We start from the raw sequence: 26,975 nt of genomic DNA, 5'->3' as shown, positions 1-26,975 counted from the left end.
TATGATGAGGTCTGTGTTACCTGACCATCGTCAGCAGGTCTTTCGAGGCCGGAGCCATGAAATCGACCGACATCATAACGCTCAGTGCGGTAATGGCGACGATAGAGAAGACAAACAGCTTACGGGCCCAAACGCGATCGTTCTGCGTTTTGTAACCTGAAAGCGCCATCCCCAACCACCACACGCTGACTGCCGCAGCAACCACCAGATATTTGTAGCCGGCATAACCGCCCAGCGTCAACATCAGGGTGGCAACCATAAAGGCGATGATGTACATCGTAATATGGTTTTTTGCCACGGAGATGCCTTTTACCACCGGCAGAACAGGGATATTCGCTGCCTGGTAATCTTTAAAGCGGAAGATCGCAATCGCATAAGAATGCGGCATCTGCCACAGGCTAAAGATAGCCAGCAGGATCAAGGCACCCGCATCGAAATGGCTGGTGACGGCACAGTAGCCAATTACCGGCGGCGCAGCGCCAGAAAGACTACCAATCAACGTGCCGTACACAGAATTGCGCTTCATGTACAGGCTGTAAACGCCGACATAAACCACAAAGCCCATCACCGCCAGCCACATGGCCAGCGGGTTTGCTCCGAAATACAACAACGCGAATCCAGCAATACCCAGAACGGTTGCATAAACCAGAGAGACTGTCGGAGAAATGAGGCCTTTAACCAGCACTCGATTTCTGGTCCTCTCCATTTTTACGTCGATGTCACGGTCGATAAAGTTGTTATAAACACAACCTGATGCGACCACCAGCGAAACGCCGACTAAGGTGGAGAGAAACAGGGGATAGTCGATGCTGCCTTTCGAGGCCAGCAGGAACCCCCCAATCACAGAAATTAAATTTCCGAAAATAATTCCTGGTTTCGTTACTTGCAGGTATTGCTTAATCATCACGGGTAACTCGGTTAGTTGGCCATCATGTTGTAGTTGAGGTTCCACATGATCCACAGCGAGCCAACAACTACTATCAAGATGATAATTGCAGAGAACACAATTGCCACCAGGTTCCATCTTTCTTCAGAGGAAGTGTTTAAGTGCAGGAAGTAGACCAGATGCACCAGCACCTGGACAATCGCACACACAATCACCACACCCAGGATGGTCGCTTTTGAAGCGCCGCCGTCCATCACCATCCAGAAAGGGATTGCCGTCAGAATGATCGACAGGATAAAGCCGATCATATAAGACTTCACGCTACCGTGTGAGGCACCATGTTCGTTCGTAGAATGACTCATTACATGGCTCCCATCAGGTAGACAATGGTGAATACACAAATCCATACCACATCCAGGAAGTGCCAGAACAGGCTCAGACACAGGATACGGGTACGGTTAGTCGGCGTCAGACCACGTTTGGAGACTTGGTACATCAGTACCGCCATCCAGATCAGGCCAGAGGTTACGTGCAGACCGTGCGTCCCAACCAGCGTGAAGAACGCTGACAGGAAGCCACTGCGCTGCGGACCAAACCCTTCCATAATCAGGTGATGGAATTCATAGATTTCCATCGCGATGAAACCGGCACCGAACAGGAAAGTCAGCATCAGCCAGCTGATCACTGAGCCTTTGCTGCCTTTGTTCATGCTGATAACTGCAAAACCATAGGTAATGGAGCTCAACAGAAGCAGGGCGGTTTCACCGAGAACGAACGGCAGTTCGAAAATATCTTTACCAGCCGGGCCACCCGCGGTGCTGTTAACCATCACACCGAAGGTTGCAAACAGGGTGGCAAAGATGATGCAGTCGCTCATCAGGTAGATCCAGAAGCCAAAGACTTTATTGGCTCCTGCATCGTGATGCCCATGCTCCGCATGGGCGTCGTGGTGCTTAGTCAGAGTTTCAGTCGACATTTTTCAGACCTGCTTTGCTAATTTCGTCAAAGTGCTGATTCTCGATTTTTTCGATCTCGGCAACGGGAACGTAATAATCAACGTCTTCGTCAAAGCTCTTGATGATCCAGGTTAAGATCATACCGAGGAACGACAGACCTACCAGCCACCAGATGTGCCAGATAGCTGCGAAACCAAACACCAGGCTGAATGCACCGATCACCACACCAGCGCCGCTGTTCTTCGGCATGTGGATCTCTTCGTAGTGCGCAGGCTGTTTGTACGCTTCGCCTTTTTCCTTCATTTCCCAGAACGCATCGCGCTCGTGGATAACAGGCACTTCAGCAAAGTTGTAGAACGGTGGTGGTGAAGAGGTTGCCCACTCCAGCGTACGGCCGCCCCATGGATCGCCGGTCACATCACGCAGCTGCTCACGGTCACGTACCGAGACCCAGAACTGAGTGATTTGGCACAACACACCACAGGCGATCAGCGCAGCACCAAACGCTGCTACAACCAGCAGTGGGTGGAACTGTGGATCGATATCCTGGCTCAGACGACGGGTCATCCCCATGAAGCCCAGTGCGTACAGCGGCATAAAGGCAACGAAGAAACCAATGATCCAGAACCAGAAGGCGCGGATGCCCCATTTTTCGTTCAGGCAGAAGCCGAACGCTTTAGGGAACCAGTAAGTCACACCTGCGAAGCAACCGAATACCACACCACCGATAATTACGTTATGGAAGTGAGCAATCAGGAACAGACTGTTGTGCAGCACAAAGTCAGCACCTGGCAACGCCAGCAGAACACCGGTCATACCACCGACAGAGAAGGTGACCAGGAAGCCTACGGTCCACAACATCGCAGAGTGCATCTGAATGCGGCCCTGGTACATGGTGAACAGCCAGTTGAAGATTTTAACGCCGGTAGGAATGGCGATAATCATCGTCATAATACCGAAGAAGGCGTTAACGTTCGCGCCCGCGCCCATGGTGAAGAAGTGGTGCAGCCACACGATGAAGGACAGGATGGTAATTACAATCGTTGCCCAAACCAGTGAGGTGTAACCAAACAGGCGCTTTTTAGAGAAGGTTGCTACCACTTCGGAGAACACACCGAAGACCGGCAGAACCAGGATATACACTTCCGGATGTCCCCAAACCCAAATCAGGTTTACGTACATCATCATGTTGCCGCCCATTTCATTGGTGAAGAAATGGAAGCCCAGATAACGATCCAGGGTCAGCAACGCCAGCGTCACGGTCAGAACCGGGAAGGAAGCGATAATCAGAACGTTAGTACACAGCGACGCCCAGGTGAAGACAGGCATCTTGAACATGGTCATGCCAGGTGCACGCATTTTCAGGATAGTAACGAAGAAGTTAATACCTGTTAATGTCGTACCGATCCCCGACAGCTGAAGACTCCATATCCAGTAGTCAACCCCGACCCCCGGACTGTACTCAGCGCCGGAAAGCGGTGGATAAGCCAGCCAGCCGGTCTGAGCAAATTCGCCCACACCCAGTGACAGGTTAACCAGCACCACACCGACAGCCGTGAACCAGAAGCTCAGGTTGTTCAGGAACGGGAAGGCCACATCGCGCGCACCGATCTGCAGAGGAACAGCAATGTTCATCAGACCGATAACAAATGGCATCGCTACGAAGAAGATCATGATCACGCCGTGAGCGGTGAAGATCTGGTCGTAGTGATGAGGCGGTAAGAATCCTGCCTCGCCGGCCGAAGCCAGTACCTGCTGGCTACGCATCATCACCGCATCGGCAAAACCGCGCAGCAGCATGACGAAGGCCACGATGATATACATGATACCGAGTTTTTTATGGTCGACAGACGTCAGCCACTCAGACCACAGGTATTGCCACTTACCGAAATAAGTGATTGCTCCAGCGACTGCCAGACCACCAAGAATGATGGCGGCGACCGTAATCACGATAATCGGTTCGTGATACGGTACTGCATCAAGGGTTAATTTTCCCAACATCGTATTATTCCTCGGCTCCCGCTTTAGGGGCTTCGTTCATGTCCATGCCTTCGTGTCCTGACATGTCCATTTTCCCGTGGCTCATCTTGAATTTGCCAATCACTTGCTTGAACAATTCAGGATTTGCGGTAGAGAAGAACTCAACCGGATGGTTTTCGCTTGGCGCTGCCAGTTTCTCGAAGTCATCCATGGTTGTCAGCGTATTGGATGAGTCTTTCACTTTTGCTACCCACTGATCGAATGACGCATTATCAGGAGTGGCAATCGCTTTGAACTTCATACCAGAGAAGCCGCGACCACTGAAGTTGGAGGAGATACCGTCAAACGTGCCTGGTTCATTCGCAATCAGATGCAGTTTAGTCTGCATGCCCGCCATAGCGTAAATCTGGCTACCGAGGGTAGGAATAAAGAAGGAGTTCATAACGGAGTTAGACGTGATCTTGAAGCTGACCGGCGTATTCGCAGGGAATGCGATTTGGTTAACTGTTGCAATACCCTGTTCCGGGTAAATGAACAGCCATTTCCAGTCCAATGCAACCACATCAATCTCAATCGGCTTCACATCGGAAACCAAAGGCTTGCTTGGATCAAGCGCGTGGGTAGATTTCCACGTCAGGATCGCAAGGAAGATAATGATCAAAATGGGAACAGTCCACACCACGGCTTCCACTTTATTAGAGTGTGACCAGTTAGGGCTGTATTTTGCATTGGTATTGGATGCCCGATATTTCCAGGCGAACACCACTGCCATCAAGACTGCGGGAATAACGACGATCATCATCAAGCCGAAGGCTGTCAGTATCAGCGAACGTTGCTCCAGTGCAACCTGTCCTTTGGGATTCAACAATGCACTATCACAGCCACTTAACAATAAAGTGCCTGCAATTAATGACAAAATCCCCAAACTTTTATTGTATTTCCTGAGTCTCATTTAACGACCTCAATGACAAGGGCTCTATTGTCGTTTAAGTGTGGCGGCATTTTACGGGAACGTTTCAGTACTGTAAACCAGCAACATCTTGTGTCAGCGCCGTGTTGACACCTTTTGCAAACACAGTCACAGATGTTGCCGAAGGTGACAAAATATGAATGCCAGCAAGGGTTTGCCTCTAATATAACAAAAACCAATGATAACCGCGTTTTTTAACAGGTCTCTGCTATAAACAGCGAAATTGGCACTCAATTATTTAACATACCCGCATCATTTGTGTGATTTAGTTTATACAATAATAATAACGCACCGGGTTTTAATAGTCTGTGGCAGAGAAATGTAAAGGTGAAAACCTTTTAGGAAATAACGGAAGGCGGGAAAATGTGACAATGCACTAATTGTTAAAAAAAGGCGGCTTTTCGAACGGTGCCGCCGTTTTTTCGCCCGCTAAAAAGGGCGGTATTGTTAAATGTTTGTGCCGGGCCGAGGCGTTATTTTTTTGCCAGAGCCTACATAACTTTACTTTTACTGTGTTGCCGGGCGCTGAGCGACGAAGTCTAACAAACTGCCGGTGACGATGCCCAACAGCGCCAGAATGGCCCCTGATTCAAACAGAACGCTAATGATTGAGCCCGCATCCAGCAGGTTTGTTGCGCGTAATGCCAGCAAAATCAGTCCTGCCACTACCAACGCTGAACCCAACTTCAAGGCGCGTAATGCCCATTTATATCCGGAAGCGAAGCGGGTTCGCGGTAAAAATGTCTGATGGGTTTGCGCATGTTCCAGCGTGGTTCGGCATCCCGCCAGCAATAGCAAACCGGGCAGGGCCGCCACCACAGAGAAGGCATAAAACGTCGGCCAGCCCCAGCTCTCAACAAACCATCCTGCCACCGGGCCAACATACACCCGGCCTACGGCGGACAACGCGGAGAGCAGGGCAAATTGCGTGGCGGAGAAAGACTTATTGCACAGCGTCATCAGCAGCGCCACAAATGCGGCGGTGCCCATACCGCCACACAGGTTCTCGACAAACACGGCCGCTGCCATGCTGTAAAGATGTTTGTCGGTGACGGCCAGAATCCAGTACGCCAGGTTTGATACCGCCTGCAGGATGCCAAACAGCATCAGCGCCCGGAACAGGCTCAGGCGCTGCATCAGTACGCCGCCGTAAAGCGCGCCAATTATCGTGGCGATCAACCCGAGCGTTTTATTCACCAGCCCCACGTCGCCGGCATCAAAGCCAACGCCACGGATCAGGAAAATGGTGGTCAGGCTGGCAGCAAACGCATCACCCAGCTTATAAAGGACAATAAGAGAGAGGGTCAGCCAGGCATTGTTGCGGTTGAAGAAGTCGCGCAGCGGGGCAATGACCGCCTCTTCAAGGCTGTGAGGGCGGGCAACCGGATCGCTGGGCTCTTTCGCTAACAGCGTGGCGATTACTCCAGGCACCATCATCGCCGCCATCAGCCACCAGATCGCCTGCCATCCGAGATATCGGTCTGCAAGCCATAGCGCCAGCCCGCCTGACACCAACATCGCCAGACGATAACCAAGGACGCTGATCGCCGCACCGCTACCGCGTTCTTCGGCGGGCAGCACATCGGTCTTCCAGGCATCAAAGACAATATCCTGCGAGGCGGAACAGAAGGCAACCAACACCGCGAGAGCCGCCAGCAGGGTCAGATTGCGTGAGGGATCCATAAATCCCATCAGGGCAATCCCGACAATTAACAGGATCTGCGTCACCAGTAACCAGCCACGACGACGGCCTAAAAACGGCGGCGTGTAGCGGTCCATCAACGGAGACCAGAGGAATTTGAACACGTAGGCCTGCCCGACCAGAGAGAAGAAGCCTATCGTTTTGATATCGACGTTTTCGACGGCCATCCAGGCTTGCAGCGTTCCCGATGTCAGCGCGAGCGGCAGACCGGAGGCAAAGCCAAGGAGCAGAAGAAGGGCGGCATTTCGTTGGGTAAAAATCTGGAGGTAATGGCTGGGCATACGAACCTTAAAACAAAGCCCGCCGGGATCCCGACGGGCACTGGCCAATTAACGGGCGTTTTGCTTGATAAACTCGTGGATGCTGGTGTCCTGAGCCATATCAGAAATCACGTCGCTCAGCGTGGAGTTAACCGCGTTAGTGATTTTAGCGTTGGTGGCTGAGAAGGCGCCTTCAACACTGTAGGTCTGGCGGTAGTTCTTCACTTGCTTGTTGCCGTTTTTCGCGGTGGCAACAATCGAAATATCGGCTTTCGTGGTGATGCTGTAGCGCACATTACCTTCGGTAACGTCGGCATACAGGTTATTCACGATGATCTGCAGGTCAACGGCGCCATTAGGACCGATCATGTAACCACGAGCACCCATCTGCTTCTCCAGCGTTTCCTGTAGCAGGAAGCGCAGATCGCGTGAAGGGGTCAGGGTAACCAGCTGTCCGTCGCGGTTAACTTTCGCCAGTGCCTGATCGCTACGCTGATCGGCGCCGTTGATGCTAACAGTGATGCCGGTCAGGCTGGGATCCTGCTGAGGCAGCTGAATTTTTGGCGAAACGGTGAGTGTGTTGCTGTTGCTTGCACAGCCAGCCAGAATTAACACGGCCAGCAGAGGGAATAATAATTTTTTTAACATGCTTATTTTCTCAATGACGAAGGTTGTAGTGCTGACAAAACTGAGGTCATCATAGCATTGCCTGTAACAAGGGGAAGCCCCGATAGCGCGTAAATTCATCGCCTTGCACTTTTAAGGCTGACGCCAGGCACGGGAACTTCGACCGTTTAATAACGGAGTGGTTGCAGCAGCAAAGATGAAAATGCACAGTAGCGGGCATTAAACGGCGGATATTTTTCGCGAACCCATCAGGGTTTGGTAAAAAACCAGCTAATATTTAAAGAGATGGGGCCACCGTCTTAGAGGAGTCCAGGTATGATCCGCGAAGAAATAGAAGAAAAGTTAAGAACGGCGTTAGCGCCTGTTCATCTGGAAGTTCATGACGAAAGCTATCGTCATAACGTCCCAGCGGGTGCAGAGAGTCATTTTAAAGTGGTTATTGTGAGCGACCATTTTATCAACCAGCGCTTTTTAATGCGTCACCGTACTATTTATAGTGCGCTGGCAGCAGAACTGGCTGGAAGCGTTCACGCGCTGGCTCTACATACCTATACTGTTAAGGAGTGGGAGGGGTTACAGGACACCGTTCCATCCTCACCCAACTGTCGCGGAGCGGGAACGCTTGCCTGATAGTGCACTTTTCAACCAAGGCGGCCTGCGGGCCGCTTTGTCATTTCTGACGTTAAATCCCCAGCGCACCCCCGTTTTCTGCCATTTATGAGAGAAAAGCAACGAAGTTAGCGAAATGTCAGGGTTGAGCAGCCTCGACTCGCTTAAACGTTGTCGCTATAATGCTGCGTCTATTTTTTTCCGGAATATCTTCGGGACCCTTTTGGTACAGCGACTACGATTCTGACACCAGAGGCCATCCCGGTTCTTAGTCTCACTCTGTTTCTTGCGGAGCAGAGAGGGTCTGAAGTTGACCGAGCACGTGATTTTTTGAGGTAATAAGATGCAAGCTTCAGTAGAAACAACTCAGGGCCTGGGCCGTCGCGTTACGATTACCGTTGCTAAAGATGTGATCGAAAACGCGGTGAAAAGTGAGCTGGTCAGCGTATCTAAAAAGGTACGTATCGACGGTTTCCGCAAAGGGAAAGTGCCGATGACTGTCGTAGCACAGCGCTACGGTGCCTCTGTTCGCCAGGACGTTCTGGGCGAACTGATGCAGCGCAACTTCGTTGACGCCATCATCAAAGAGAAGATCAATCCGGCTGGCGCACCTAAATACGTGCCAGGCGAATACAAAGAAGGTGAAGACTTCACTTTCGCCGTTGAGTTTGAAGTGTACCCGGAAGTTGAGCTGAAAGGTCTGGACGCAATCGAAGTTGAAAAACCGGTTGTTGAAGTGACTGACGCTGACGTTGACACCATGCTGGACACCCTGCGCAAGCAGCAGGCCACCTGGAAAGAAACTGACCGCGCAGCAGAAGCTGAAGACCGTGCCACTGTAGACTTCAGCGGTTCAGTAGACGGCGAAGAGTTCGAAGGCGGCAAAGCGTCTGACTTCGTACTGGCAATGGGCCAGGGTCGCATGATCCCAGGCTTCGAAGAAGGCGTTGTTGGCCACAAAGCGGGCGAAACCTTCACTATCGACGTAAACTTCCCGGAAGATTACCACGCTGAAAACCTGAAAGGGAAAGCAGCGAAGTTTGAAATCGTCCTGAAGAAAGTGGAAGAGCGTGAGCTGCCAGAATTCACCGCCGAGTTCATCAAACGTTTCGGCGTTGAAGATGGTTCAGTAGACGGTCTGCGTGCTGAAGTGCGTAAAAACATGGAGCGCGAGCTGAAAGGCGCCGTGCGTAACCGTGTGAAGACTCAGGCTATCGACGGTCTGGTCAGCGCGAACGACATCGACGTGCCAGTTGCACTGATCGATGGCGAAATCGACGTGCTGCGTCGCCAGGCTGCACAGCGCTTTGGCGGTAACGAGAAGCAAGCTTTCGAGCTGCCTCGTGAACTGTTTGAAGAGCAGGCTAAACGCCGCGTAGTTGTTGGCTTGCTGCTGGGCGAAGTGATTCGTACCCACGAGCTGAAAGCTGATGAAGACCGTGTGAAAGAGCTGATCGAAGAGATGGCTTCTGCTTACGAAGATCCATCAGAAGTGGTTGAGTTCTACAGCAAGAATAACGAGCTGATGAACAACATGCGTAACGTTGCGTTGGAAGAACAGGCAGTGGAAGCTGTGCTGGAGAAAGCCAAAGTGACCGAGAAGGCCACTAACTTCCAGGAACTGATGAACCAGGCGCAACCAGCCTGATCCACTGATTCTGTAAGCTAAATAAAAGCCCGCAGTTATGATGACTGCGGGCTTTTTGCTTTTATCCGTTGCCCGGACGTGCCTTAGTGCGCTTATTCGCTCATTAAACCGGCAAAATATCAACTAAGCTGTTTTTCCTGGTTAGCAGTTGATAAAAACGTTGTTATGCTTGAATCAGCGGGGCAACATCCCCAAATAGACTATTATGGCGTACTGAGTCCTGTCTTGATTGTCCCCGGTCAGTGTGGGGAATGTAATGGAAACATAGTGTTCCGGATCGCTCTCAAGTAGAATCGGTACGGAGTGTTGCCAAATGAAATTTATCCAGGAGACGGTAATGTCATACAGTGGCGAACGTGAACAAACTGCACCTCATATGGCTTTAGTGCCGATGGTGGTCGAACAAACCTCTCGCGGAGAGCGTTCTTACGACATCTTTTCCCGCCTGCTCAAGGAACGTATTATTTTCCTGACCGGACAGGTTGAAGATCATATGGCGAACCTGATCGTCGCTCAGATGCTGTTTCTGGAAGCTGAGAACCCGGAAAAAGACATCCACCTTTATATCAACTCTCCTGGCGGTGTGATCACTGCAGGGATGTCGATCTACGACACCATGAAGTTCATCAAGCCAGACGTCAGCACCATTTGTATGGGCCAGGCCTGTTCAATGGGCGCGTTCCTGCTGACCGCAGGGACCAAAGGCAAGCGTTATGCGCTGCCTAACTCTCGCGTGATGATCCACCAGCCGCTGGGCGGATATCAGGGTCAGGCAACTGACATTGAAATCCACGCGCGCGAAATTCTGAAAGTGAAAGCGCGTATGAACGAGCTGATGGCAGAACATACGGGCAAAACTCTTGAAGAAATCGAGAGAGACACGGAACGTGACCGTTTCCTGTCAGCGAGCGAAGCTGTAGAGTATGGGTTGGTAGATTCCGTTCTGACGCATCGCACGTAAGCCTGATGCCCATCTGTCGTCTATAGTTATGGATGGGCTAGAGCAACGAATGAGGGTGCCGCAAGGCGGCATCATCGCCGCAACACAGTGCGGACGAAGATAACAGAAGAGGTTAACTGATGACTGAGAAGCGCAAAGACGGTTCAGGAAAGCTGCTGTACTGCTCTTTCTGCGGCAAAAGCCAGCATGAAGTGCGCAAGCTGATTGCCGGCCCGTCAGTGTATGTCTGCGATGAGTGTGTCGATCTATGCAATGACATCATTCGCGAAGAGATTAAAGAAGTTGCGCCGCATCGTGAACGTAGCGCACTGCCGACGCCGCATGAAATCCGCCATCACCTCGACGATTACGTTATCGGCCAGGAACGGGCGAAAAAAGTGCTGGCCGTAGCGGTCTATAACCACTACAAACGCCTGCGCAACGGTGACACCAGTAATGGCATTGAGCTTGGCAAAAGTAACATTTTGCTGATCGGGCCTACCGGTAGCGGTAAAACGCTGCTGGCGGAAACCCTGGCTCGCCTGCTGGATGTGCCGTTCACAATGGCGGATGCCACCACGCTGACCGAAGCCGGTTATGTTGGTGAAGACGTCGAAAACATCATTCAGAAACTGCTGCAGAAATGTGACTATGACGTGCAGAAAGCACAGCGCGGCATTGTTTACATCGATGAAATCGATAAGATTTCCCGTAAATCTGACAACCCTTCCATTACCCGTGATGTTTCGGGCGAAGGTGTTCAGCAGGCGCTGTTGAAGCTGATTGAAGGCACTGTGGCGGCGGTGCCACCTCAGGGCGGACGTAAGCATCCACAGCAAGAGTTCCTGCAGGTTGATACCTCCAAGATCCTGTTTATCTGTGGCGGTGCGTTCGCCGGGCTGGACAAGGTGATTTCTCAGCGCGTAGACACCGGTACGGGGATTGGCTTTGGTGCCACCGTGAAGGGCACGGCAGAGAAAGCCACTGAAGGTCAGCTGCTGGAGCAGGTCGAGCCAGAAGATTTGATCAAATTCGGTCTGATCCCAGAGTTCATCGGTCGTCTGCCAGTCGTGGCAACCCTGAGCGAGCTGAGTGAAGAAGCGCTGATTCAGATCCTGCGTGAGCCGAAAAACGCCCTGACCAAGCAGTATCAGGCGTTGTTCAATCTTGAAGGTGTGGACCTGGAATTCCGTGAAGAAGCGCTGACGGCGATCGCCAAAAAAGCCATGTCACGCAAAACCGGTGCCCGTGGCCTGCGTTCCATTGTGGAAGGCGCGCTGCTGAATACCATGTATGACCTCCCTTCAATGGACGATGTTGAAAAAGTGGTGATTGACGATTCAGTGATCGATGGCCAGTCTGAGCCAATGCTGATCTACGGAAAACAGGAAGCTCAACAAGCTTCTGGTGAATAAATAACCACATCTTTCCAGTCAGTTATCATAAAAAGGGGGAATTTATTCCCCCTTTTGCTTTTCTCTCGCGGATAACATTGAATGTCTTACATTCATCCCCATATACTCAACTACCTGTGGGTAAAACTGCACTTTAGTGGTCTGTTGCGGTTCCCATCACCCTGGCGGAAATTAAACTAAGAGAGAGCTCTATGAATCCTGAGCGTTCTGAACGCATTGAAATCCCTGTGTTGCCGTTGCGTGACGTAGTGGTTTATCCGCACATGGTAATTCCGTTGTTTGTCGGTCGTGAGAAATCGATTCGCTGCCTTGAAGCCGCCATGGATCATGATAAAAAAATCATGCTGGTCGCCCAGAAAGAAGCTTCAACGGATGAACCTGGCATTAACGATCTCTTTTCTGTAGGGACCGTCGCCTCTATTCTGCAAATGCTCAAGCTGCCAGACGGTACGGTTAAAGTGCTGGTAGAAGGCCTGCAGCGTGCGCATATCACAACGCTTGCGGATAATGGTGACCATTTCACCGCACAGGCTGAATACCTGGCGTCCCCTGAAATCGATGAGCGCGAGCAGGAAGTGCTGGTGCGCACCGCAATTAATCAGTTTGAAGGCTATATCAAACTGAATAAAAAAATCCCTCCTGAAGTGCTGACCTCGTTGAACAGCATTGAAGATGCTGCACGTCTGGCTGATACCGTTGCGGCACATATGCCGTTGAAACTGGCCGACAAACAGTCCGTGCTTGAGATGTCAGACGTCAATGAGCGTCTGGAGTATCTGATGGCGATGATGGAGTCAGAAATCGATCTGCTCCAGGTGGAAAAACGTATCCGCAATCGCGTCAAAAAGCAGATGGAAAAAAGCCAGCGCGAGTACTATCTGAACGAGCAGATGAAGGCTATTCAGAAAGAACTGGGCGAAATGGACGATGCGCCTGACGAAAATGAAGCGCTGAAACGCAAAATCGACGCGGCAAAAATGCCGAAAGAAGCGCGTGATAAAACCGAAGCCGAACTGCAGAAGCTGAAAATGATGTCTCCGATGTCAGCGGAAGCGACCGTGGTACGCGGTTATATCGACTGGATGGTGCAGGTGCCGTGGAATGCCCGTAGCAAGGTCAAAAAAGACCTGGTGAAGGCGCAGGAAACGCTGGATACCGACCACTTCGGTCTGGAACGCGTGAAAGATCGCATCCTGGAATATTTGGCAGTACAGAGCCGCGTCAGCAAAATTAAAGGACCCATCCTCTGTCTGGTTGGGCCTCCGGGCGTGGGTAAAACCTCACTGGGCCAGTCTATCGCCAAGGCGACGGGCCGTAAGTATGTCCGTATGGCGCTGGGTGGCGTGCGTGATGAAGCGGAAATTCGCGGTCACCGTCGTACCTATATCGGTTCTATGCCGGGCAAATTAATCCAGAAAATGGCTAAAGTGGGCGTTAAAAACCCGCTGTTCCTGCTGGATGAAATCGACAAAATGTCGTCGGACATGCGCGGCGACCCGGCTTCAGCGCTGCTTGAAGTGCTGGATCCGGAACAGAACATTGCCTTTAACGACCATTACCTGGAAGTGGATTACGATCTCTCCGACGTGATGTTCGTGGCAACGTCCAACTCGATGAACATTCCTGCGCCGCTGCTGGACCGTATGGAAGTTATTCGTCTGTCGGGATACACCGAAGACGAGAAGCTCAACATTGCTAAGCAGCATTTGCTGTCCAAGCAGATCGAGCGTAACGCCCTGAAAGACAGTGAAATCACCGTCGATGACAGCGCCATCGTCAGCATCATTCGTTACTACACGCGTGAAGCGGGTGTGCGTAGCCTTGAGCGCGAGCTGTCCAAACTGTGCCGTAAAGCGGTGAAGACCTTGCTGATGGACAAAACCATCAAGCATATTCTGATCAATGCTGACAACCTGAAAGACTACCTCGGCGTTCAACGTTATGACTACGGTCGTGCGGACAACGAAAACCGCGTCGGTCAGGTAACCGGTCTGGCGTGGACGGAAGTGGGTGGCGATCTGCTCACCATCGAAACGGCTTGCGTACCGGGTAAAGGTAAACTGACCTATACCGGTTCACTGGGCGAAGTGATGCAGGAATCTATCCAGGCGGCGTTGACCGTGGTGCGTGCCCGCGCTGAGAAGCTGGGTATCAACGGTGACTTCTACGAGAAGCGTGATATTCACGTTCACGTCCCGGAAGGCGCGACGCCGAAAGATGGTCCAAGTGCGGGTATTGCAATGTGTACCGCGCTGGTGTCCTGTCTGACCGGTAACCCGGTGCGTGCCAATGTGGCGATGACCGGTGAGATCACTCTGCGTGGTCAGGTTCTGCCAATTGGTGGACTGAAAGAGAAACTGCTGGCTGCACACCGTGGTGGTATCAAAACGGTGTTGATCCCGGATGAAAACAAGCGCGATCTGGAAGAGATCCCGGACAACGTTATCGCCGATCTGGACATCCATCCGGTGAAGCGCATCGAAGAAGTCCTGACACTTGCGCTGGTCAATGCCCCTTATGGCATGCAGGTTGCGACCGCAAAATAGTGATTTAAGGCAAAAACAGGCCAAAAGCCGGGCTGGCAAGCAAATTGGGACTTGCCAGCTTTTTTTTGTGCCGCTAATTTAGAGAGCTGCTAGGCCAATGACGGCTGTTGCCGTTTTCGGCATGACAGGAATACTGAATCCAAATAATTGATGCGCGTTCGTCGCGGGTGGGAAGCCCGACTGCGAAGTGAATAATAAAAGAGGGGATTATTGAGTGAATAAGTCACAGTTGATCGACAAAATTGCTGCAAGCGCCGACATTTCTAAAGCGGCAGCGGGACGTGTTTTAGATGCTTTCATGGGCTCAGTGTCAGATTCACTGAAAGAAGGCGATGAAGTTGCACTGGTAGGCTTCGGCACGTTCTCCGTGCGTGAGCGCTCAGAGCGTACCGGCCGTAACCCACAGACCGGTAAAGAAATCACCATCCCAGCGGGTAAAGTACCAGGCTTCCGTGCCGGTAAAGCGCTGAAAGACGCCGTTAACTAATGGCGGTATGTTTCCACTGAGGCAATTTCTTCGGTGGAGAGTGAGGACTGTGTTCGCGTTCTCATGTACCATACGGGGCACATCAAAAAAACTGATGTGCCTTTTTTTATGTTTCAATGACATTTGCGAATTGCGGTTGTCATAGTGGCGTGCGGTTTGCTACGCAGCGGCGTGGAGCGTCCCCGGGAAGACGGGACGAAAGCGCAAGGGTTTACATTCACACTACAGCGGAGTGTTGTCACACCATGATGGACAATTTACGCGCGGCGTCGAACCATGTCGTGCTCAAAATTATATTGGCATTGATCATTCTGTCTTTCGTTTTGACCGGGGTGGGCAACTACCTGATCGGCGGTAACGGAGATTACGCCGCCAAGGTTAACGGACAGGAAATCAGCCGTGCACAGCTCGAGAACGCCTTCTCAAATGAACGTTCACGTCAGCAGCAGCAGTTGGGCGAACAGTTCTCCCAGCTCGCCGGAAACCCTGCCTACATTCAGCAGATCCGCCAGCAGGCGCTGTCTCAGCTGGTCGATGAATCGCTCCTGACCGGCTATGCCAAAGATCTCGGCCTGGCCATCAGCGATGATCAAATCAAACAGGCTATTTTCAACCAGTCGGCTTTCCAGACCAACGGCAAGTTTGATAATACAAAATACCTGGGTCTTATTAATCAGATGGGCTTCACCGCCGATCAGTACGCTGAAGCACTGCGTAAGCAGTTGACCACCCAACAGCTGATTGCTGCGGTGACCAATACCGACTTCATGCTGACCGGTGAAACTGACGCACTGGCTGCGCTGGTTTCTCAGGAGCGTCTGGTTCGCGAGGCGACGATCAATGTGGCGGCACTGGCCGCTAAACAGACCGTCAGCGCGGAAGAGATCAAAAACTACTACGAGCAGAACAAAAACAACTTCATGTCTCCTGAGCAGTTCCGCGTTAGCTACATCAAGTTAGATGCGGCTTCGATGCAGGAAACCGCCAGCGAGGCTGATATCCAGAGTTGGTACGATCAGCATCAGGCTGATTACACTCAGCCGCAGCGTAGCCGTTACAGCATTATCCAGACCAAAACCGAAGCGGAAGCGCAGTCGGCTCTGGATGCACTGAAAAAAGGCGGTGACTTTGCCGCGCTAGCTAAAGAAAAATCTGCTGACCCAATTTCTGCCCGTAACGGTGGCGACATGGGCTGGCTTGAGCCAGACACCACGCCGGATGAACTGAAAAGTGCCGGCCTGAAAGAGAAAGGTCAGCTGTCAGGGGTGATCAAGTCGTCTGTCGGCTTCATCGTTGCCCGTCTGACGGATGTTCAGCCACAGCAGATCAAGCCGCTGGCTGCCGTCCATGACGACATCGCTGCAAAAGTGAAGCAGGAAAAAGCGATTGATGCTTACTACAAACTGCAGCAGAAAGTGAGCGATGCGGCCACCAATGACAATGAGTCACTGGCGGGTGCAGAGCAGGCTGCTGGTGTGAAGGCGGTGGAAACGGGCTGGTTCAGCCATGATAATCCGCCTGCTGAGCTGAACTTCAAGCAGGTTGAGCAGGCCATCTTCAATGGCGGCTTAGTCGGCGAGAACGGCGCACCTGGCAGTAACTCGGACATCATCACTGTCGATGGTGATCGTGCGTTCGTGCTGCGTGTTAGCGAGCACAAGCCTGAAGCGGTGAAACCACTGGATCAGGTCACGGCCCAGATCACCGATACGCTGAAAACGCAGAAGGCGCAGGCTCAGGCGAAAGCGCAGGCGGATAAACTGTTGGCCGATCTGAAAGCAGGCAAGGGTGATGAGGCGATGAAAGCCGCTAACCTGAGCTTCGGCAGCCAGAAAACGCTGACCCGCAACGGTCAGGATGCCGTAACCCAGGCCGCATTCACCATGAGTCTGCCAGCGAAGGACAAACCGTCTTACGCGACCAGTGAAGATGGTGAAGGCAACGTGCTGTTGGTGGCGCTGGATCAGGTGCGTAGCGGTTCAATGCCGGACGCGCAGAAGAAGGCAATGGTTCAGGGGATCACGCAAAACAACGCGCAGATCACCTTCGAAGCCATGCTGAGCAACCTGCGTAAAGAAGCCAAAATCAAATACGGTGCAGCCGCGCAGGCCCAATAAGCCTCGCAAATTTCCTGCAACGACATGCAATACCAAAGGCCGCTTTCGCGGCCTTTTCCATTTCTCTAATCCGCCATTTGTTTACCGAATTCTTCCGCTGTACCGTGGCGTTGCTGTCACACACATGGAGGAATACAGCATGAAACACCCACTTATCGCGTTATGTTTTTTTACCGCAATGAGCGCAGGCATCCTGACTGCAATACCGGTAAAAGCGGCAGAAACGACATCGGCGGCGTCTGCTCAGGTCGCTACGGAAAGTACGGCCACTGCAAGCGACAAGGTAAGCCTGAATCAGGCTACCGCCCAGCAACTGGCCGCGGCATTGAATGGCGTCGGGCTCAAAAAAGCCGAAGCCATTATCAGTTACCGCGAGCAGTACGGCGCGTTTACCGATATTGAACAACTAAAAGAAGTGCCCGGCATGGGGAATGCGCTGGTGGAGAGAAATCTGTCACGGCTGAAATTGTGACTTAACTCGCGACTTTAACGCATTATCTGCTGAAGGCCTGAAACGGCTGCTAACCTGTAGAGGTCATACCAGTTGGGTGACTTCTACTTTTTTATAAGGGCAGCGTAACTATGCATACCACCATCAAAGTCCGTGGCTATCATCTGGATGTTTACCAGCACGTCAATAATGCCCGCTATCTGGAGTTCCTTGAGGAAGCCCGTTGGGAGTGGCTGGAACGCCTGGAGTCGTTCAACTGGCTGCAGGAGAACCAACTGGCGTTTGTGGTGGTCAACATCAACATTAATTATCGCCGGCCAGCGGTGATGGGCGATGTGTTAGACATCCACAGTAAGTTGCTCCAGCTGGGCGGGAAAAGTGGCGTGATTGGTCAGACCGTGACGCTGGCCCCAGCGGGTGAAGTGGTGGCCGACGCCGCGCTGACGTTTGTCTGCATCGATCTGCGCACACAAAAGGCGCAGCCGATGGAAGGAGAACTGAAAAGAAGAATGGAAGAGATGCTGTCAGCGTAGGCCGGTTTTGCGTTTCATTTCGGCCATCACCGCCTGTCCGTTGGCCTGATACTCGTTCAAGCCCTTCGCGCGAAGATGGCAGGCAGCGCATTCGCCACAGCCGTCGCCTTTCACGCCGTTGTAGCAGGTCAGCGTTTCATTGCGCACCAGCGGCAGTTGCTGCCAGTAGTCGGCCAGCGCCCAGGTTTCAGCTTTGTTCAGCCACATCAGCGGCGTTTCAAAGCGCACAGACCTTGCCATGCCGAGTTCAATCGCATGGTTCAGCGCCTTAACAAACTCATCGCGGCAGTCTGGGTAGCCCGAGAAATCGGTCTCACAGACGCCCGTGATCACCGCTTCCGCCTCAACCTGATAAGCATAAATGGAGGCGAGGGTCAGGAACAGGATATTGCGGCCCGGCACAAAGGTGCTCGGCAAGCCGCTGGCATCGGGATCGTAAGCCGGTACCGGAATGCTCTCACGCGTCAGGCTGCTGACCGCTAACTCATTTAACATGGTTACATCAAGAACTTTGTGCGCGCGTGCGCCCAAAGAAAGTGAAAGCTCGCGGGCAATATCGATTTCCGCACGATGGCGCTGGCCGTAATCGAAGGTGATGCAATGCACCTCATCATACTGTTGCAAAGCCTGAATCAGACAGGTTGTTGAATCCTGTCCACCGCTGAAAACCACCACTGCACGTCTCATTTTAATCACCTTAGTCATCTGTTAGGCCGTATGGTACTGCCTGTGGCGGCAGAAGGGTAGTTTTGCTCAGGGAATGGTGACCGGCGGCGGGATCCACGCGCGGGAAAAATCAAACCATCCCCAGGCATTTAAGGCGATATCTTCCACGTCCGGTGGGGCACTCACCTGATAACGATAGTTGAACAGCGGCGTAATCACCGACTGCGCCATCAGCTGATGAAAGGCCTGTTGCAGTCCGGTCAGCCGCTCGGCTTCGATGTTATTGCACTGGATCTGCTCGAGCGTGTTCAGCAGTTGCTGATAAGTCACCTCACCCAGCAGCGTCGGCCAGAGAGGATCCAGTTTTAGCCAGCTCTCCAGGGTGAACGCCGGCGCTTCACCAATCAGGCGATCGCCCATAATGATGTCAGCCGTTTCCAGACCGCTATACCCCTGCCAGTTTTTCGCTGGATGAAAGTGCAGTCTTAGCTGGCAACCTTCCTCCGTCAGCACCTGTTGCAGCTTTTCGGCCATCGCATGCAGTTCCACCGGCAGGTGATAGTGCAGATTCAGCGTGGCGGGCAATTCCGTTTCTTCCTGAGCGCTAATCTCTGGCACCGGCCAGCCGGGCAGCATCTCCAGACTCGGGGTAATCAGACCTTCCTCCAGAGGCAGTTCTTCAATCACCTTCTTACTGCGGATCAGCGCCAGTATTTTTTGTGCCTGAGCGGGGGAAAGGGCGCCGTTCTGCTTCAACGCCAGGTAACAAAATCCCAGGCTAATCCGACGGCTGACCGGGCGTAAAAGCGACAGTTCATGTTGCTCACCAATTGCTATCTGCACCGGATGGCGGCAGCTGGTCCCGAGGGTTTTGTCGAAAAGCTGCGGCGTGATCCAGTACTCCACCATCTGCATGAGCGGCTGATTGCCATAATAACGCTCGTGATTTTCGATTCTGACCAGCTCCGGTGACCAGTGGCTCAATTTCCACGGACCGGATCCAATAGCAGGATCGTCCGGATGCGTCAGCAGACAGAGCACCGTGGCCAGGCGCCAGGTGAGCCAGTAATCGGGGCGATGCAGATCGATTTGCAGGCACATCGATTGAGGAAGAGAGAGGGATTTTACGCTGGCTAACTGCTTTGTCCCTGCCGGGCTGTCGATGACCCTTTGCAGGTGCTGCATGATCTGCAGCGATGTCACTCGCTCGCCGCTGTGCCAGTAAAGCTGCGGACGCAGAAAGAAGAACCAGCTTAAGCCATCCTCACTGCATTGCCAGTGGTGAGCCAGATCGGCGACAACGCGATCGTCCTGAAAACGCGTCAGGCCGGAAAAAATCTGCCCGGCAAGATGTTGTTCAGCGCGCCCAGGCATATCCAGTGGATTGAGGGGATCCAACGGACGGTAATAAGGAATACGTAACGTGGGGCGATCGTCCAGCCACTGACCGCCCATAAAGGGTTTGAGCAACTGATTAAGCTGTTCCGGTGCGATCTGTACCAGTTCCAGCGCCTGATGTGACAAGCCCTGATCTAACTGCTGCTGAAAAAGGATTGTTCTGAGCTGAGTCGGAGACTGTAAAAATTCGAGTTCACCGCGTTTACCGCGACCGGACTGGGCCTGCCAGCGCAACCAGCCGGCCGACTGCCACTGGCCCAGTAGCGTGCGGACATGGCGTTCGCTGCAAATACAGCGCCCGGCGATTTCCGCCACGCTGGTTAACTGAGGTTCGCCCAGGCTGGCCTGCCACAGGCGTTGATATTGATTGAGTCGGTTTAACTGGCGCATCGAAATAAACCCGGAACACTTTTTCAGAAGTATTCACTATTAGTTCCGTAAATACCAGGTGATACTCAGCACTCGATGAAAAAACAGGCACTGGAGAAATAATGGCTCGTCTGGCGGCGTTTGATATGGATGGTACCTTGCTGATGCCTGACCATCAGCTGGGAGAACGAACTCTGACGGCGCTGCGTGCGCTGGATGAAAAGGGCGTATTACTGACCTTTGCTACCGGTCGCCACTGGCTGGAAATGCAGCCGCTGATCGCGGATTTTAAATTGAAGGCCTACCTGATCACCGGCAATGGCACGCGAGTACACGATCAGCAGGGCAACTTACTTTCCGCCTGCGATCTGTCGCCTGATGTGGCGGAAGAGGTCATTCATACGCACTGGGACACTACCGCCAGCCTGCATGTTTTTAATGATGATGGCTGGTTAACCGAGTTCGACGTGCCGCACATTCTCCACGCGCATCAGATGAGCGGTTTCCGCTATCAGCTTGCCGATCTGAAACGCCTGCCGGCACATATGATCACGAAAACCTGTTTCATCGCCGATCACGACGAGCTTTGCCAGCTCAAGGGACGGTTGGAAGATGCGCTGGGCAATCGTTCTCACATCTGTTTCTCTGCGCGGGATTGTCTTGAAGTCCTGCCGCCAGGCTGCAACAAAGGCACTGCGCTGGATTCACTCTCGTCTTCGCTGGGTTTTACGCTGGCAGATTGCATGGCGTTTGGCGATGCCATGAACGATCGTGAGATGCTGGAAACGGTCGGGCGCGGATTCATTATGGGTAACGCGATGAGTCAGCTGAAAGCCTTATTGCCGCATTTGCCGGTTATCGGACATTGTGAAACGCAGGGCGTGTCGCATTACCTCAATCACTGGCTTTCTACCCCAAACCTCGCTTATTCCCCCGAATATTGAGGTCATTATGCCGGACAGGGCGGTCCGGCATTTAACGCTGATGTTTGCCGGGCGGGAAAGCCCGGCGTTTTAGTTGAGCATGTTCTGCCAGGGCGTAATATCGCCGATGTTTTCCGCGACCCACTCCGCATTGTAATAGCTGTCCAGATAGCGTTCACCGCTGTCACACAACAGCGTGACGATGGCGCCTGTACGCTGCTCTTCCGCCATTCTGCTGGCTATCTGCAACGCTCCCCACACGTTGGTGCCGGTTGACGCGCCAGGCTTACGGCCGAGCTGTTTTTCCAGCCAGAGCATAGTGGCAATACTCGCGGCATCCGGCACGCGGATCATCTCATCCACCACGTCAGCAATAAATGAAGGTTCGACGCGCGGGCGACCGATCCCCTCAATCTTCCCGCCGGTGGTGTTGCGCAGGGTTTTATCCCGCTGATGCCAGTAATCGTAAAACACCGAATTTTCAGGATCGACCACCGTCAGCCGGGTAGCGTGTCCCTGATAGCGCAAATAGCGGCCAATGGTTGCCGAGGTGCCGCCGGTGCCAGCGCTCATCACGATGCTTTCCGGCACCGGGAAGGGTTCGTTCTGCATCTGCTGGAAAATGCTGTCTGCAATATTGTTATTACCGCGCCAGTCAGTGGCCCGTTCGGCATAGGTAAACTGATCCATAAAGTGGCCGTTCAGCTCACGGGCCAGCTGCTCGGATTCAGCATACATCTGGCAGGGATCGCTGACGAAATGGCAACGGCCGCCGTAGAAGGTAATCTGCTCAACCTTACGTTTTGCCGTGGTGGCGGGCATAACGGCAATAAAAGGCAGGCCCAACAACCGCGCGAAGTAGGCTTCAGAAACCGCAGTGCTGCCCGAAGAAGCCTCGATAATTGGCGTACCTTCTTTTATCCAGCCGTTGCACAAGCCATACAAAAACAGCGAACGCGCCAGGCGGTGCTTAAGGCTGCCGCTGGGATGCGTGCTCTCGTCTTTCAGATACAGCCAGATGCCTGGATAGGCTGCCAGCGGCAGGCGGATCAAATGCGTATCGGCTGAACGTTGAATGTCGGCATTGATCTCTTTAATAGCGTGCGATACCCATAAATCTGACATGTTCTTTCCCCGGCAAAATTTGTTAAAGAGTACGGCATTAATCGGAAAAAAGGTTTACTCTCTTTCCTGTAAAATGGCCCCTTAAGAGAAAATTATTCTCCGGAAATCGGCAATGACAGATAAAACTGACCTTAAGCTGTTGGCGCTGCTGCAGCAGGACTGCACGTTATCGCTGCAGGCGCTGGCTGATGCGGTGCATTTGACCACCACGCCCTGCTGGAAACGGTTGAAAAGGCTGGAAGATGAAGGCTATATTCGCGGCCGGGTCGCGTTGCTTGATGCCGATAAACTCGATCTGTCATTGACCGCCTTTATGCTGATCAAAACCCAGCAGCACAGCAGCAGCTGGTATCAGCAATTTGTTGAGGTGGTGCAGGCGATGCCCGAGGTGATGGGCTGTTATCGTATGGCCGGAGAATACGATTATCTGCTGCGCATTCAGGTGGCTGATATGAAAACCTATGATGCCTTCTATAAACGTTTAGTGAACGGGGTTCCAGGATTGCTGGATGTGACTTCGAGCTTTGCGATGGAAGAGATAAAATACACTACCGCGCTGCCATTAAAATGAGCAGGCGCCGGCGTTAACCCTGCTCAATCTTAACCAGGACGTTTTCTGTGCGACTGTTTAGCCAATTAAGCTGGTATTTTATTCGTGAGTGGCGCCGCTACCTTGGGGCCGTTGCGTTACTGATTGTGATTGCCATTCTGCAATTGTTGCCGCCAAAAGTGGTCGGCATGGTTGTCGACGGCGTTTCTCATCAGCAGATGAGCACCTCTCAGTTGATGATGTGGATCGGCGTGATGCTGATCACCGCCGTGGTGGTTTATCTGCTGCGCTATGTCTGGCGCGTATTGTTGTTCGGGGCCTCTTACCAACTGGCGGTCGAACTGCGTCAGGACTTCTACCGCCAGCTGAGCCGCCAGCATCCCGAATTTTATCTGCGCCATCGCACGGGCGACCTGATCGCGCGGGCCACTAATGATGTCGATCGCGTGGTGTTTGCCGCTGGCGAAGGGGTGCTGACGCTGGTGGACTCACTGGTGATGGGGCTGGTGGTACTGTTTGTGATGAGTACCCAAATCAGCTGGCAGTTGACCCTGCTGGCGCTGTTGCCGATGCCGATCATGGCGATAGTGATCAAGCGCTACGGCGACCAGTTGCACAACCGCTTTAAGCTGGCTCAGGCCGCGTTCTCTTCGCTGAATGATCAGACGCAGGAAAGCTTAACCAGCATCCGCATGATCAAGGCATTTGGTCTGGAAGATCATCAGTCCGGTCAGTTTGCCGATATTGCCAAAGACACCGGCCGCAAGAATTTGCGGGTAGCGCGCGTCGATGCCCGCTTTGATCCGACCATTTATATCGCGATTGGCATGTCTAACCTGCTGGCCATTGGCGGTGGCAGCTGGCTGGTCTGGCACGATCAGATGACCTTGGGGCAACTGACCAGTTTTGTCATGTACCTGGGCTTAATGATCTGGCCGATGCTGGCGCTGGCCTGGATGTTTAACATTGTTGAGCGCGGCAGCGCTGCCTGGAGCCGCATCCGCTCGTTGCTGTCTGAAGCGCCTGCGGTGGAAGACGGCAGCAAAACCCTGCCAGAAGAGCGCGGATCGCTGCAGATCGCCATTCGCGAATTCTGCTACCCTGGCGCGCAAAATCCCTCGCTCCGGCACGTCAATGTCCACCTGAAACCGGGACAAATGCTCGGGCTGTGTGGGCCAACGGGGTCCGGGAAAAGCACCTTGCTCAGCCTAATCCAGCGCCATTTTGATATTTCCCAGGGCGACATTCGTTTCCACGGCATTCCCTTACCGCAGCTGCGGCTTGATAGCTGGCGGGGGCGTCTGGCCGTGGTCAGTCAGACTCCTTTCCTGTTTTCCGATACCATCGCCAACAATATCGCGCTGGGACGGCCAACCGCCAAGCCGGCGGATATTGAGCAGGCGGCCAGGCTGGCGAACGTTCACGACGACATTTTGCGTCTGCCAAAAGGCTATGACACTGAAGTGGGCGAGCGTGGCGTGATGCTTTCCGGTGGACAGAAACAGCGTATTTCAATCGCGCGGGCACTGTTGCTGGATGCTGAGATCCTGATCCTCGATGATGCACTCTCGGCGGTAGATGGTCGTACTGAACATCAAATCCTGCATAACCTCCGGCGCTGGGGGCAGGGAAGAACGGTGATTATCAGCGCGCACCGCTTATCTGCCCTGACCGAAGCCAGCGAAATTCTGGTGATGCAGAAAGGCGCGGTGACCCAGCGTGGAGAGCACGAACAACTCGCCGCTGAACCCGGCTGGTATCAGGATATGTACCGTTATCAGCAGCTGGAAGCGGCACTGGACGAAGAAGAGATCGAAAAGGGAGTGCCACATGGCTAATCTTGCCCACCTCTGGCCGACCCTTAAGCGGTTACTGAAATACGGATCGCCGTGGCGTAAATCGCTCGGCCTGGCGGTATTGCTGCTGTGGATAGCCGCCGCCGCCGAGGTGATGGGGCCCATCCTTATCAGCTACTTTATTGATAATATGGTCGCCAAACATAATATGCCGTTAGCGTTAGTCTCCGGGCTGGCTACCAGTTTTATCCTGCTGCAAATTCTCGCGGCCTCGCTGCATTACTGGCAGGCGCTGCTGTTTAACCAGGCCGCAGTGGGCGTGGTTCAGCAACTGCGGATGGACGTGATGGATGCGGCCTTACGGCAGCCGCTGAGTGCGTTTGATACCCAACCGGTTGGGCAAATCATCTCCCGCGTTACCAATGACACCGAAGTGGTGCGCGATCTGTACGTCACGGTGGTTGCCACCGTCTTACGCAGTGCCGCGCTGATTGGGGCGATGCTGGTGGCGATGTTCAGTCTTGACTGGCGCATGGCGCTGGTGGCGATCACCATCTTCCCGGCCGTGCTGACGGTGATGCTGATTTATCAGCGTTACAGCACGCCGATTGTCCGTCGCATGCGCAGCTATCTGGCTGATATCAATAATGGCTTCAATGAAGTGATTAACGGCATGAGCGTGATCCAGCAGTTCCGCCAGCAGGCGCGCTTTGGTGAGCGTATGGGTGAAGCCAGCCGCTCGCATTATCTGGCGCGTATGGAAACGCTGAAGCTTGATGGTTTCCTGCTGCGTCCGCTGCTCAGCCTGTTCTCTGCCCTGATCCTTTGTGGACTGATGCTGCTGTTTGGCTTCTCGTCTGCGGGCAGCATTGAGGTCGGCGTTCTGTATGCCTTTATCAACTACCTCGGCAGGCTCAATGAACCGCTGATCGAACTCACTACGCAGCAGTCTATGCTGCAGCAGGCGGTGGTGGCAGGAGAGCGCATCTTTGAACTGATCGATGCCCCGCGCCAGGATTACGGCACGGATACCCGGCCACTGACCTCGGGGTCCATCTCGGTCAGGGATCTGACTTTCGCTTACCGCGACGATCGCAATGTGCTGAGCGATATCTGCCTTGACGTCCCGTCGCGTAACTTCGTGGCGCTGGTCGGCCATACCGGCAGCGGTAAAAGCACGCTGGCCAATCTGATGATGGGTTACTACCCGATTCAGCACGGTGAAATTTGTCTGGATGGTCGACCGTTAAGTACGCTCAGCCACAGCGTTTTACGTCAGTCGGTGGCGATGGTTCAACAGGATCCGGTGGTCCTGGCGGATACCTTCTTTGCTAACGTGACCCTGGGGCGCGATATCTCTGAAGAGGCGGTGTGGCAAGCGCTGGAGACGGTGCAGCTGGCTGAACTGGCGCGCGGCCTGTCTGAGGGCATCCATACTCGTCTTGGCGAGCAGGGGAATAACCTTTCCGTCGGGCAAAAGCAGTTGCTGGCGATGGCTCGGGTGCTGGTGGCTTCGCCGCAGATTTTGATCCTCGATGAAGCAACGGCCAATATCGATTCTGGCACTGAACAAGCCATCCAGAAGGCGCTGAAAGCCGTGCGCGAAAAAACCACGCTGGTGGTCATTGCACACCGGCTTTCAACGATTATCGACGCCGATACCATCCTGGTTCTGCACCGTGGTCGTGCTGTCGAACAGGGGAATCATCAGACGCTGCTGGAAAAACAGGGCCGTTACTGGCAAATGTACCAATTGCAGCAGGTCGGCGATGAACTGGAAGCGGGCGAGGCGGTGTAAAGACTGCCGCTTCGCTGCACCAGGAACAGGCGCATAACCGGCCGAATTCCCGCTTTTGCACATAATTAACGCGCGACGCACCGTAATGGTGCGTTTTTTGTTGGCTACATTCTGCTTCACCTCCTTCTGTTTTTCTCTGCTTTGCTCAGCAACACTGAGCCAGACTGACTAATCGTCTGAAAAATGCCAATTTTTAATTTATGGCACAGCCTTTGCTTTAATC

At 53.2% G+C, this 26,975-nt stretch carries 23 protein-coding genes; 13 read left to right on the top strand and 10 right to left on the bottom strand.

Translation table 11 applies throughout. From position 1 onward, the window contains the following. Nucleotides 1-16: 16 nt before the first annotated feature. The 7 genes from cyoE to ACXKZG_RS17255 all read right to left on the bottom strand — a co-directional run bounded on the left by cyoE (nucleotide 17) and on the right by ACXKZG_RS17255 (nucleotide 7,402). Nucleotides 17-904, bottom strand: a complete 888-nt coding sequence (gene cyoE / locus ACXKZG_RS17285) for a heme o synthase (protein WP_013201030.1) — start codon at nucleotides 902-904, stop codon at nucleotides 17-19. A 14-nt stretch (nucleotides 905-918) separates the two neighbouring features. Next, a complete protein-coding gene (locus ACXKZG_RS17280) occupies nucleotides 919-1,248 on the bottom strand; it encodes a cytochrome o ubiquinol oxidase subunit IV (RefSeq protein ID WP_013201031.1) in 330 nt (109 codons plus the stop codon). Next, nucleotides 1,248-1,862, bottom strand: a complete 615-nt coding sequence (locus ACXKZG_RS17275) for a cytochrome o ubiquinol oxidase subunit III (RefSeq protein WP_013201032.1) — start codon at nucleotides 1,860-1,862, stop codon at nucleotides 1,248-1,250. The genes ACXKZG_RS17280 and ACXKZG_RS17275 overlap by 1 nt, the downstream gene beginning before the upstream one ends. Next, on the bottom strand, nucleotides 1,852-3,843 hold the full coding sequence (cyoB, locus tag ACXKZG_RS17270; RefSeq protein WP_053141830.1) for a cytochrome o ubiquinol oxidase subunit I: 1,992 nt from the start codon (nucleotides 3,841-3,843) through the stop codon (nucleotides 1,852-1,854). The genes ACXKZG_RS17275 and cyoB overlap by 11 nt, the downstream gene beginning before the upstream one ends. 4 nt (nucleotides 3,844-3,847) lie before the next feature. Further along, on the bottom strand, nucleotides 3,848-4,774 hold the full coding sequence (gene cyoA / locus ACXKZG_RS17265) for a cytochrome o ubiquinol oxidase subunit II (RefSeq protein WP_013201034.1): 927 nt from the start codon (nucleotides 4,772-4,774) through the stop codon (nucleotides 3,848-3,850). A 525-nt stretch (nucleotides 4,775-5,299) separates the two neighbouring features. Beyond that, on the bottom strand, nucleotides 5,300-6,775 hold the full coding sequence (ampG, locus tag ACXKZG_RS17260) for a muropeptide MFS transporter AmpG (protein ID WP_488875190.1): 1,476 nt from the start codon (nucleotides 6,773-6,775) through the stop codon (nucleotides 5,300-5,302). A 48-nt stretch (nucleotides 6,776-6,823) separates the two neighbouring features. Then, nucleotides 6,824-7,402: a lipoprotein gene (locus tag ACXKZG_RS17255; protein WP_013201036.1), complete on the bottom strand. Its 579-nt coding sequence runs from the start codon at nucleotides 7,400-7,402 to the stop codon at nucleotides 6,824-6,826. Nucleotides 7,403-7,696: 294 nt separating this feature from the next. Here ACXKZG_RS17255 and bolA point away from each other — a divergent pair, with 294 nt between their 5' ends. The 9 genes from bolA (at nucleotide 7,697) to ACXKZG_RS17210 (ending at nucleotide 18,127) form a co-directional block, all read left to right on the top strand. Next, nucleotides 7,697-8,011, top strand: coding sequence for a transcriptional regulator BolA (gene bolA / locus ACXKZG_RS17250; RefSeq protein WP_013201037.1), 315 nt, complete (start codon nucleotides 7,697-7,699; stop codon nucleotides 8,009-8,011). 322 nt (nucleotides 8,012-8,333) lie between these two features. After that, a complete protein-coding gene (gene tig, locus ACXKZG_RS17245) occupies nucleotides 8,334-9,638 on the top strand; it encodes a trigger factor (RefSeq protein ID WP_013201038.1) in 1,305 nt (434 codons plus the stop codon). A gap of 337 nt (nucleotides 9,639-9,975) precedes the next feature. After that, nucleotides 9,976-10,599, top strand: coding sequence for an ATP-dependent Clp endopeptidase proteolytic subunit ClpP (gene clpP / locus ACXKZG_RS17240; RefSeq protein ID WP_041691925.1), 624 nt, complete (start codon nucleotides 9,976-9,978; stop codon nucleotides 10,597-10,599). A gap of 119 nt (nucleotides 10,600-10,718) precedes the next feature. Continuing rightward, complete coding sequence (gene clpX / locus ACXKZG_RS17235; RefSeq protein ID WP_013201040.1) at nucleotides 10,719-11,993, top strand: ATP-dependent protease ATP-binding subunit ClpX; 1,275 nt, start codon at nucleotides 10,719-10,721, stop codon at nucleotides 11,991-11,993. A 191-nt stretch (nucleotides 11,994-12,184) separates the two neighbouring features. Then, a complete protein-coding gene (gene lon, locus ACXKZG_RS17230) occupies nucleotides 12,185-14,539 on the top strand; it encodes an endopeptidase La (protein ID WP_013201041.1) in 2,355 nt (784 codons plus the stop codon). A gap of 214 nt (nucleotides 14,540-14,753) precedes the next feature. Then, entirely contained in the window at nucleotides 14,754-15,026 is a 273-nt protein-coding gene (gene hupB, locus ACXKZG_RS17225; RefSeq protein WP_013201042.1) for a nucleoid-associated protein HU-beta, read from the top strand. 245 nt (nucleotides 15,027-15,271) lie between these two features. Continuing rightward, nucleotides 15,272-17,143, top strand: a complete 1,872-nt coding sequence (ppiD, locus tag ACXKZG_RS17220) for a peptidylprolyl isomerase (RefSeq protein ID WP_346595145.1) — start codon at nucleotides 15,272-15,274, stop codon at nucleotides 17,141-17,143. 139 nt (nucleotides 17,144-17,282) lie between these two features. Further along, on the top strand, nucleotides 17,283-17,615 hold the full coding sequence (locus ACXKZG_RS17215) for a helix-hairpin-helix domain-containing protein (protein ID WP_041691926.1): 333 nt from the start codon (nucleotides 17,283-17,285) through the stop codon (nucleotides 17,613-17,615). Between the two features lie 110 nt (nucleotides 17,616-17,725). After that, nucleotides 17,726-18,127 (top strand): acyl-CoA thioesterase, encoded by a 402-nt coding sequence (locus ACXKZG_RS17210; RefSeq protein WP_013201045.1) that lies wholly within the window; start codon nucleotides 17,726-17,728, stop codon nucleotides 18,125-18,127. On the opposite strand, the gene queC is transcribed toward ACXKZG_RS17210, so the two are convergent. Continuing rightward, on the bottom strand, nucleotides 18,119-18,814 hold the full coding sequence (queC, locus tag ACXKZG_RS17205; RefSeq protein ID WP_206402055.1) for a 7-cyano-7-deazaguanine synthase QueC: 696 nt from the start codon (nucleotides 18,812-18,814) through the stop codon (nucleotides 18,119-18,121). The genes ACXKZG_RS17210 and queC overlap by 9 nt on opposite strands. Before the next feature lie 66 nt (nucleotides 18,815-18,880). Beyond that, nucleotides 18,881-20,581 carry an SgrR family transcriptional regulator gene (locus tag ACXKZG_RS17200; protein ID WP_488875189.1) on the bottom strand — a complete coding sequence of 567 codons (1,701 nt, stop codon included), beginning with the start codon at nucleotides 20,579-20,581 and terminating at the stop codon, nucleotides 18,881-18,883. A gap of 101 nt (nucleotides 20,582-20,682) precedes the next feature. Here ACXKZG_RS17200 and cof point away from each other — a divergent pair, with 101 nt between their 5' ends. Next, on the top strand, nucleotides 20,683-21,504 hold the full coding sequence (gene cof, locus ACXKZG_RS17195; protein ID WP_488875188.1) for an HMP-PP phosphatase: 822 nt from the start codon (nucleotides 20,683-20,685) through the stop codon (nucleotides 21,502-21,504). Between the two features lie 69 nt (nucleotides 21,505-21,573). On the opposite strand, the gene ACXKZG_RS17190 is transcribed toward cof, so the two are convergent. Then, nucleotides 21,574-22,608: a PLP-dependent cysteine synthase family protein gene (locus ACXKZG_RS17190; RefSeq protein WP_013201049.1), complete on the bottom strand. Its 1,035-nt coding sequence runs from the start codon at nucleotides 22,606-22,608 to the stop codon at nucleotides 21,574-21,576. 112 nt (nucleotides 22,609-22,720) lie between these two features. On the opposite strand from ACXKZG_RS17190, the gene ACXKZG_RS17185 reads away from it, so the two are divergent. The 3 genes from ACXKZG_RS17185 to ACXKZG_RS17175 are packed head-to-tail and all read left to right on the top strand — an operon-like array spanning nucleotide 22,721 to nucleotide 26,752. Further along, a complete protein-coding gene (locus tag ACXKZG_RS17185) occupies nucleotides 22,721-23,179 on the top strand; it encodes an Lrp/AsnC family transcriptional regulator (protein ID WP_013201050.1) in 459 nt (152 codons plus the stop codon). 47 nt (nucleotides 23,180-23,226) lie between these two features. Then, nucleotides 23,227-24,996 (top strand): SmdA family multidrug ABC transporter permease/ATP-binding protein, encoded by a 1,770-nt coding sequence (locus tag ACXKZG_RS17180; protein WP_134823598.1) that lies wholly within the window; start codon nucleotides 23,227-23,229, stop codon nucleotides 24,994-24,996. Further along, nucleotides 24,989-26,752: a SmdB family multidrug efflux ABC transporter permease/ATP-binding protein gene (locus tag ACXKZG_RS17175; RefSeq protein ID WP_013201052.1), complete on the top strand. Its 1,764-nt coding sequence runs from the start codon at nucleotides 24,989-24,991 to the stop codon at nucleotides 26,750-26,752. Before ACXKZG_RS17180 ends, ACXKZG_RS17175 begins: the two co-directional genes overlap by 8 nt. Nucleotides 26,753-26,975 lie beyond the last annotated feature (223 nt).

The sequence above is a fragment of the Erwinia sp. 2186 genome, from assembly GCF_057812255.1.
The sequence above is the reverse complement of the archived record's forward strand: the minus strand, read 5'-3'. Positions and strand labels throughout refer to the sequence as shown.

Bases quoted from the DNA above. Each gene is read 5' to 3' on its own strand.
- cyoE (WP_013201030.1), bottom strand. From the start codon at position 904: ATGATTAAGCAATACCTGCAAGTAACGAAACCAGGAATTATTTTCGGA.
- ACXKZG_RS17280 (WP_013201031.1), bottom strand. From the start codon at position 1,248: ATGAGTCATTCTACGAACGAACATGGTGCCTCACACGGTAGCGTGAAG.
- ACXKZG_RS17275 (WP_013201032.1), bottom strand. From the start codon at position 1,862: ATGTCGACTGAAACTCTGACTAAGCACCACGACGCCCATGCGGAGCAT.
- cyoB (WP_053141830.1), bottom strand. From the start codon at position 3,843: ATGTTGGGAAAATTAACCCTTGATGCAGTACCGTATCACGAACCGATT.
- cyoA (WP_013201034.1), bottom strand. From the start codon at position 4,774: ATGAGACTCAGGAAATACAATAAAAGTTTGGGGATTTTGTCATTAATT.
- ampG (WP_488875190.1), bottom strand. From the start codon at position 6,775: ATGCCCAGCCATTACCTCCAGATTTTTACCCAACGAAATGCCGCCCTT.
- ACXKZG_RS17255 (WP_013201036.1), bottom strand. From the start codon at position 7,402: ATGTTAAAAAAATTATTATTCCCTCTGCTGGCCGTGTTAATTCTGGCT.
- bolA (WP_013201037.1), top strand. From the start codon at position 7,697: ATGATCCGCGAAGAAATAGAAGAAAAGTTAAGAACGGCGTTAGCGCCT.
- tig (WP_013201038.1), top strand. From the start codon at position 8,334: ATGCAAGCTTCAGTAGAAACAACTCAGGGCCTGGGCCGTCGCGTTACG.
- clpP (WP_041691925.1), top strand. From the start codon at position 9,976: ATGTCATACAGTGGCGAACGTGAACAAACTGCACCTCATATGGCTTTA.
- clpX (WP_013201040.1), top strand. From the start codon at position 10,719: ATGACTGAGAAGCGCAAAGACGGTTCAGGAAAGCTGCTGTACTGCTCT.
- lon (WP_013201041.1), top strand. From the start codon at position 12,185: ATGAATCCTGAGCGTTCTGAACGCATTGAAATCCCTGTGTTGCCGTTG.
- ppiD (WP_346595145.1), top strand. From the start codon at position 15,272: ATGATGGACAATTTACGCGCGGCGTCGAACCATGTCGTGCTCAAAATT.
- ACXKZG_RS17215 (WP_041691926.1), top strand. From the start codon at position 17,283: ATGAAACACCCACTTATCGCGTTATGTTTTTTTACCGCAATGAGCGCA.
- ACXKZG_RS17210 (WP_013201045.1), top strand. From the start codon at position 17,726: ATGCATACCACCATCAAAGTCCGTGGCTATCATCTGGATGTTTACCAG.
- queC (WP_206402055.1), bottom strand. From the start codon at position 18,814: ATGAGACGTGCAGTGGTGGTTTTCAGCGGTGGACAGGATTCAACAACC.
- ACXKZG_RS17200 (WP_488875189.1), bottom strand. From the start codon at position 20,581: ATGCGCCAGTTAAACCGACTCAATCAATATCAACGCCTGTGGCAGGCC.
- cof (WP_488875188.1), top strand. From the start codon at position 20,683: ATGGCTCGTCTGGCGGCGTTTGATATGGATGGTACCTTGCTGATGCCT.
- ACXKZG_RS17190 (WP_013201049.1), bottom strand. From the start codon at position 22,608: ATGTCAGATTTATGGGTATCGCACGCTATTAAAGAGATCAATGCCGAC.
- ACXKZG_RS17185 (WP_013201050.1), top strand. From the start codon at position 22,721: ATGACAGATAAAACTGACCTTAAGCTGTTGGCGCTGCTGCAGCAGGAC.
- ACXKZG_RS17175 (WP_013201052.1), top strand. From the start codon at position 24,989: ATGGCTAATCTTGCCCACCTCTGGCCGACCCTTAAGCGGTTACTGAAA.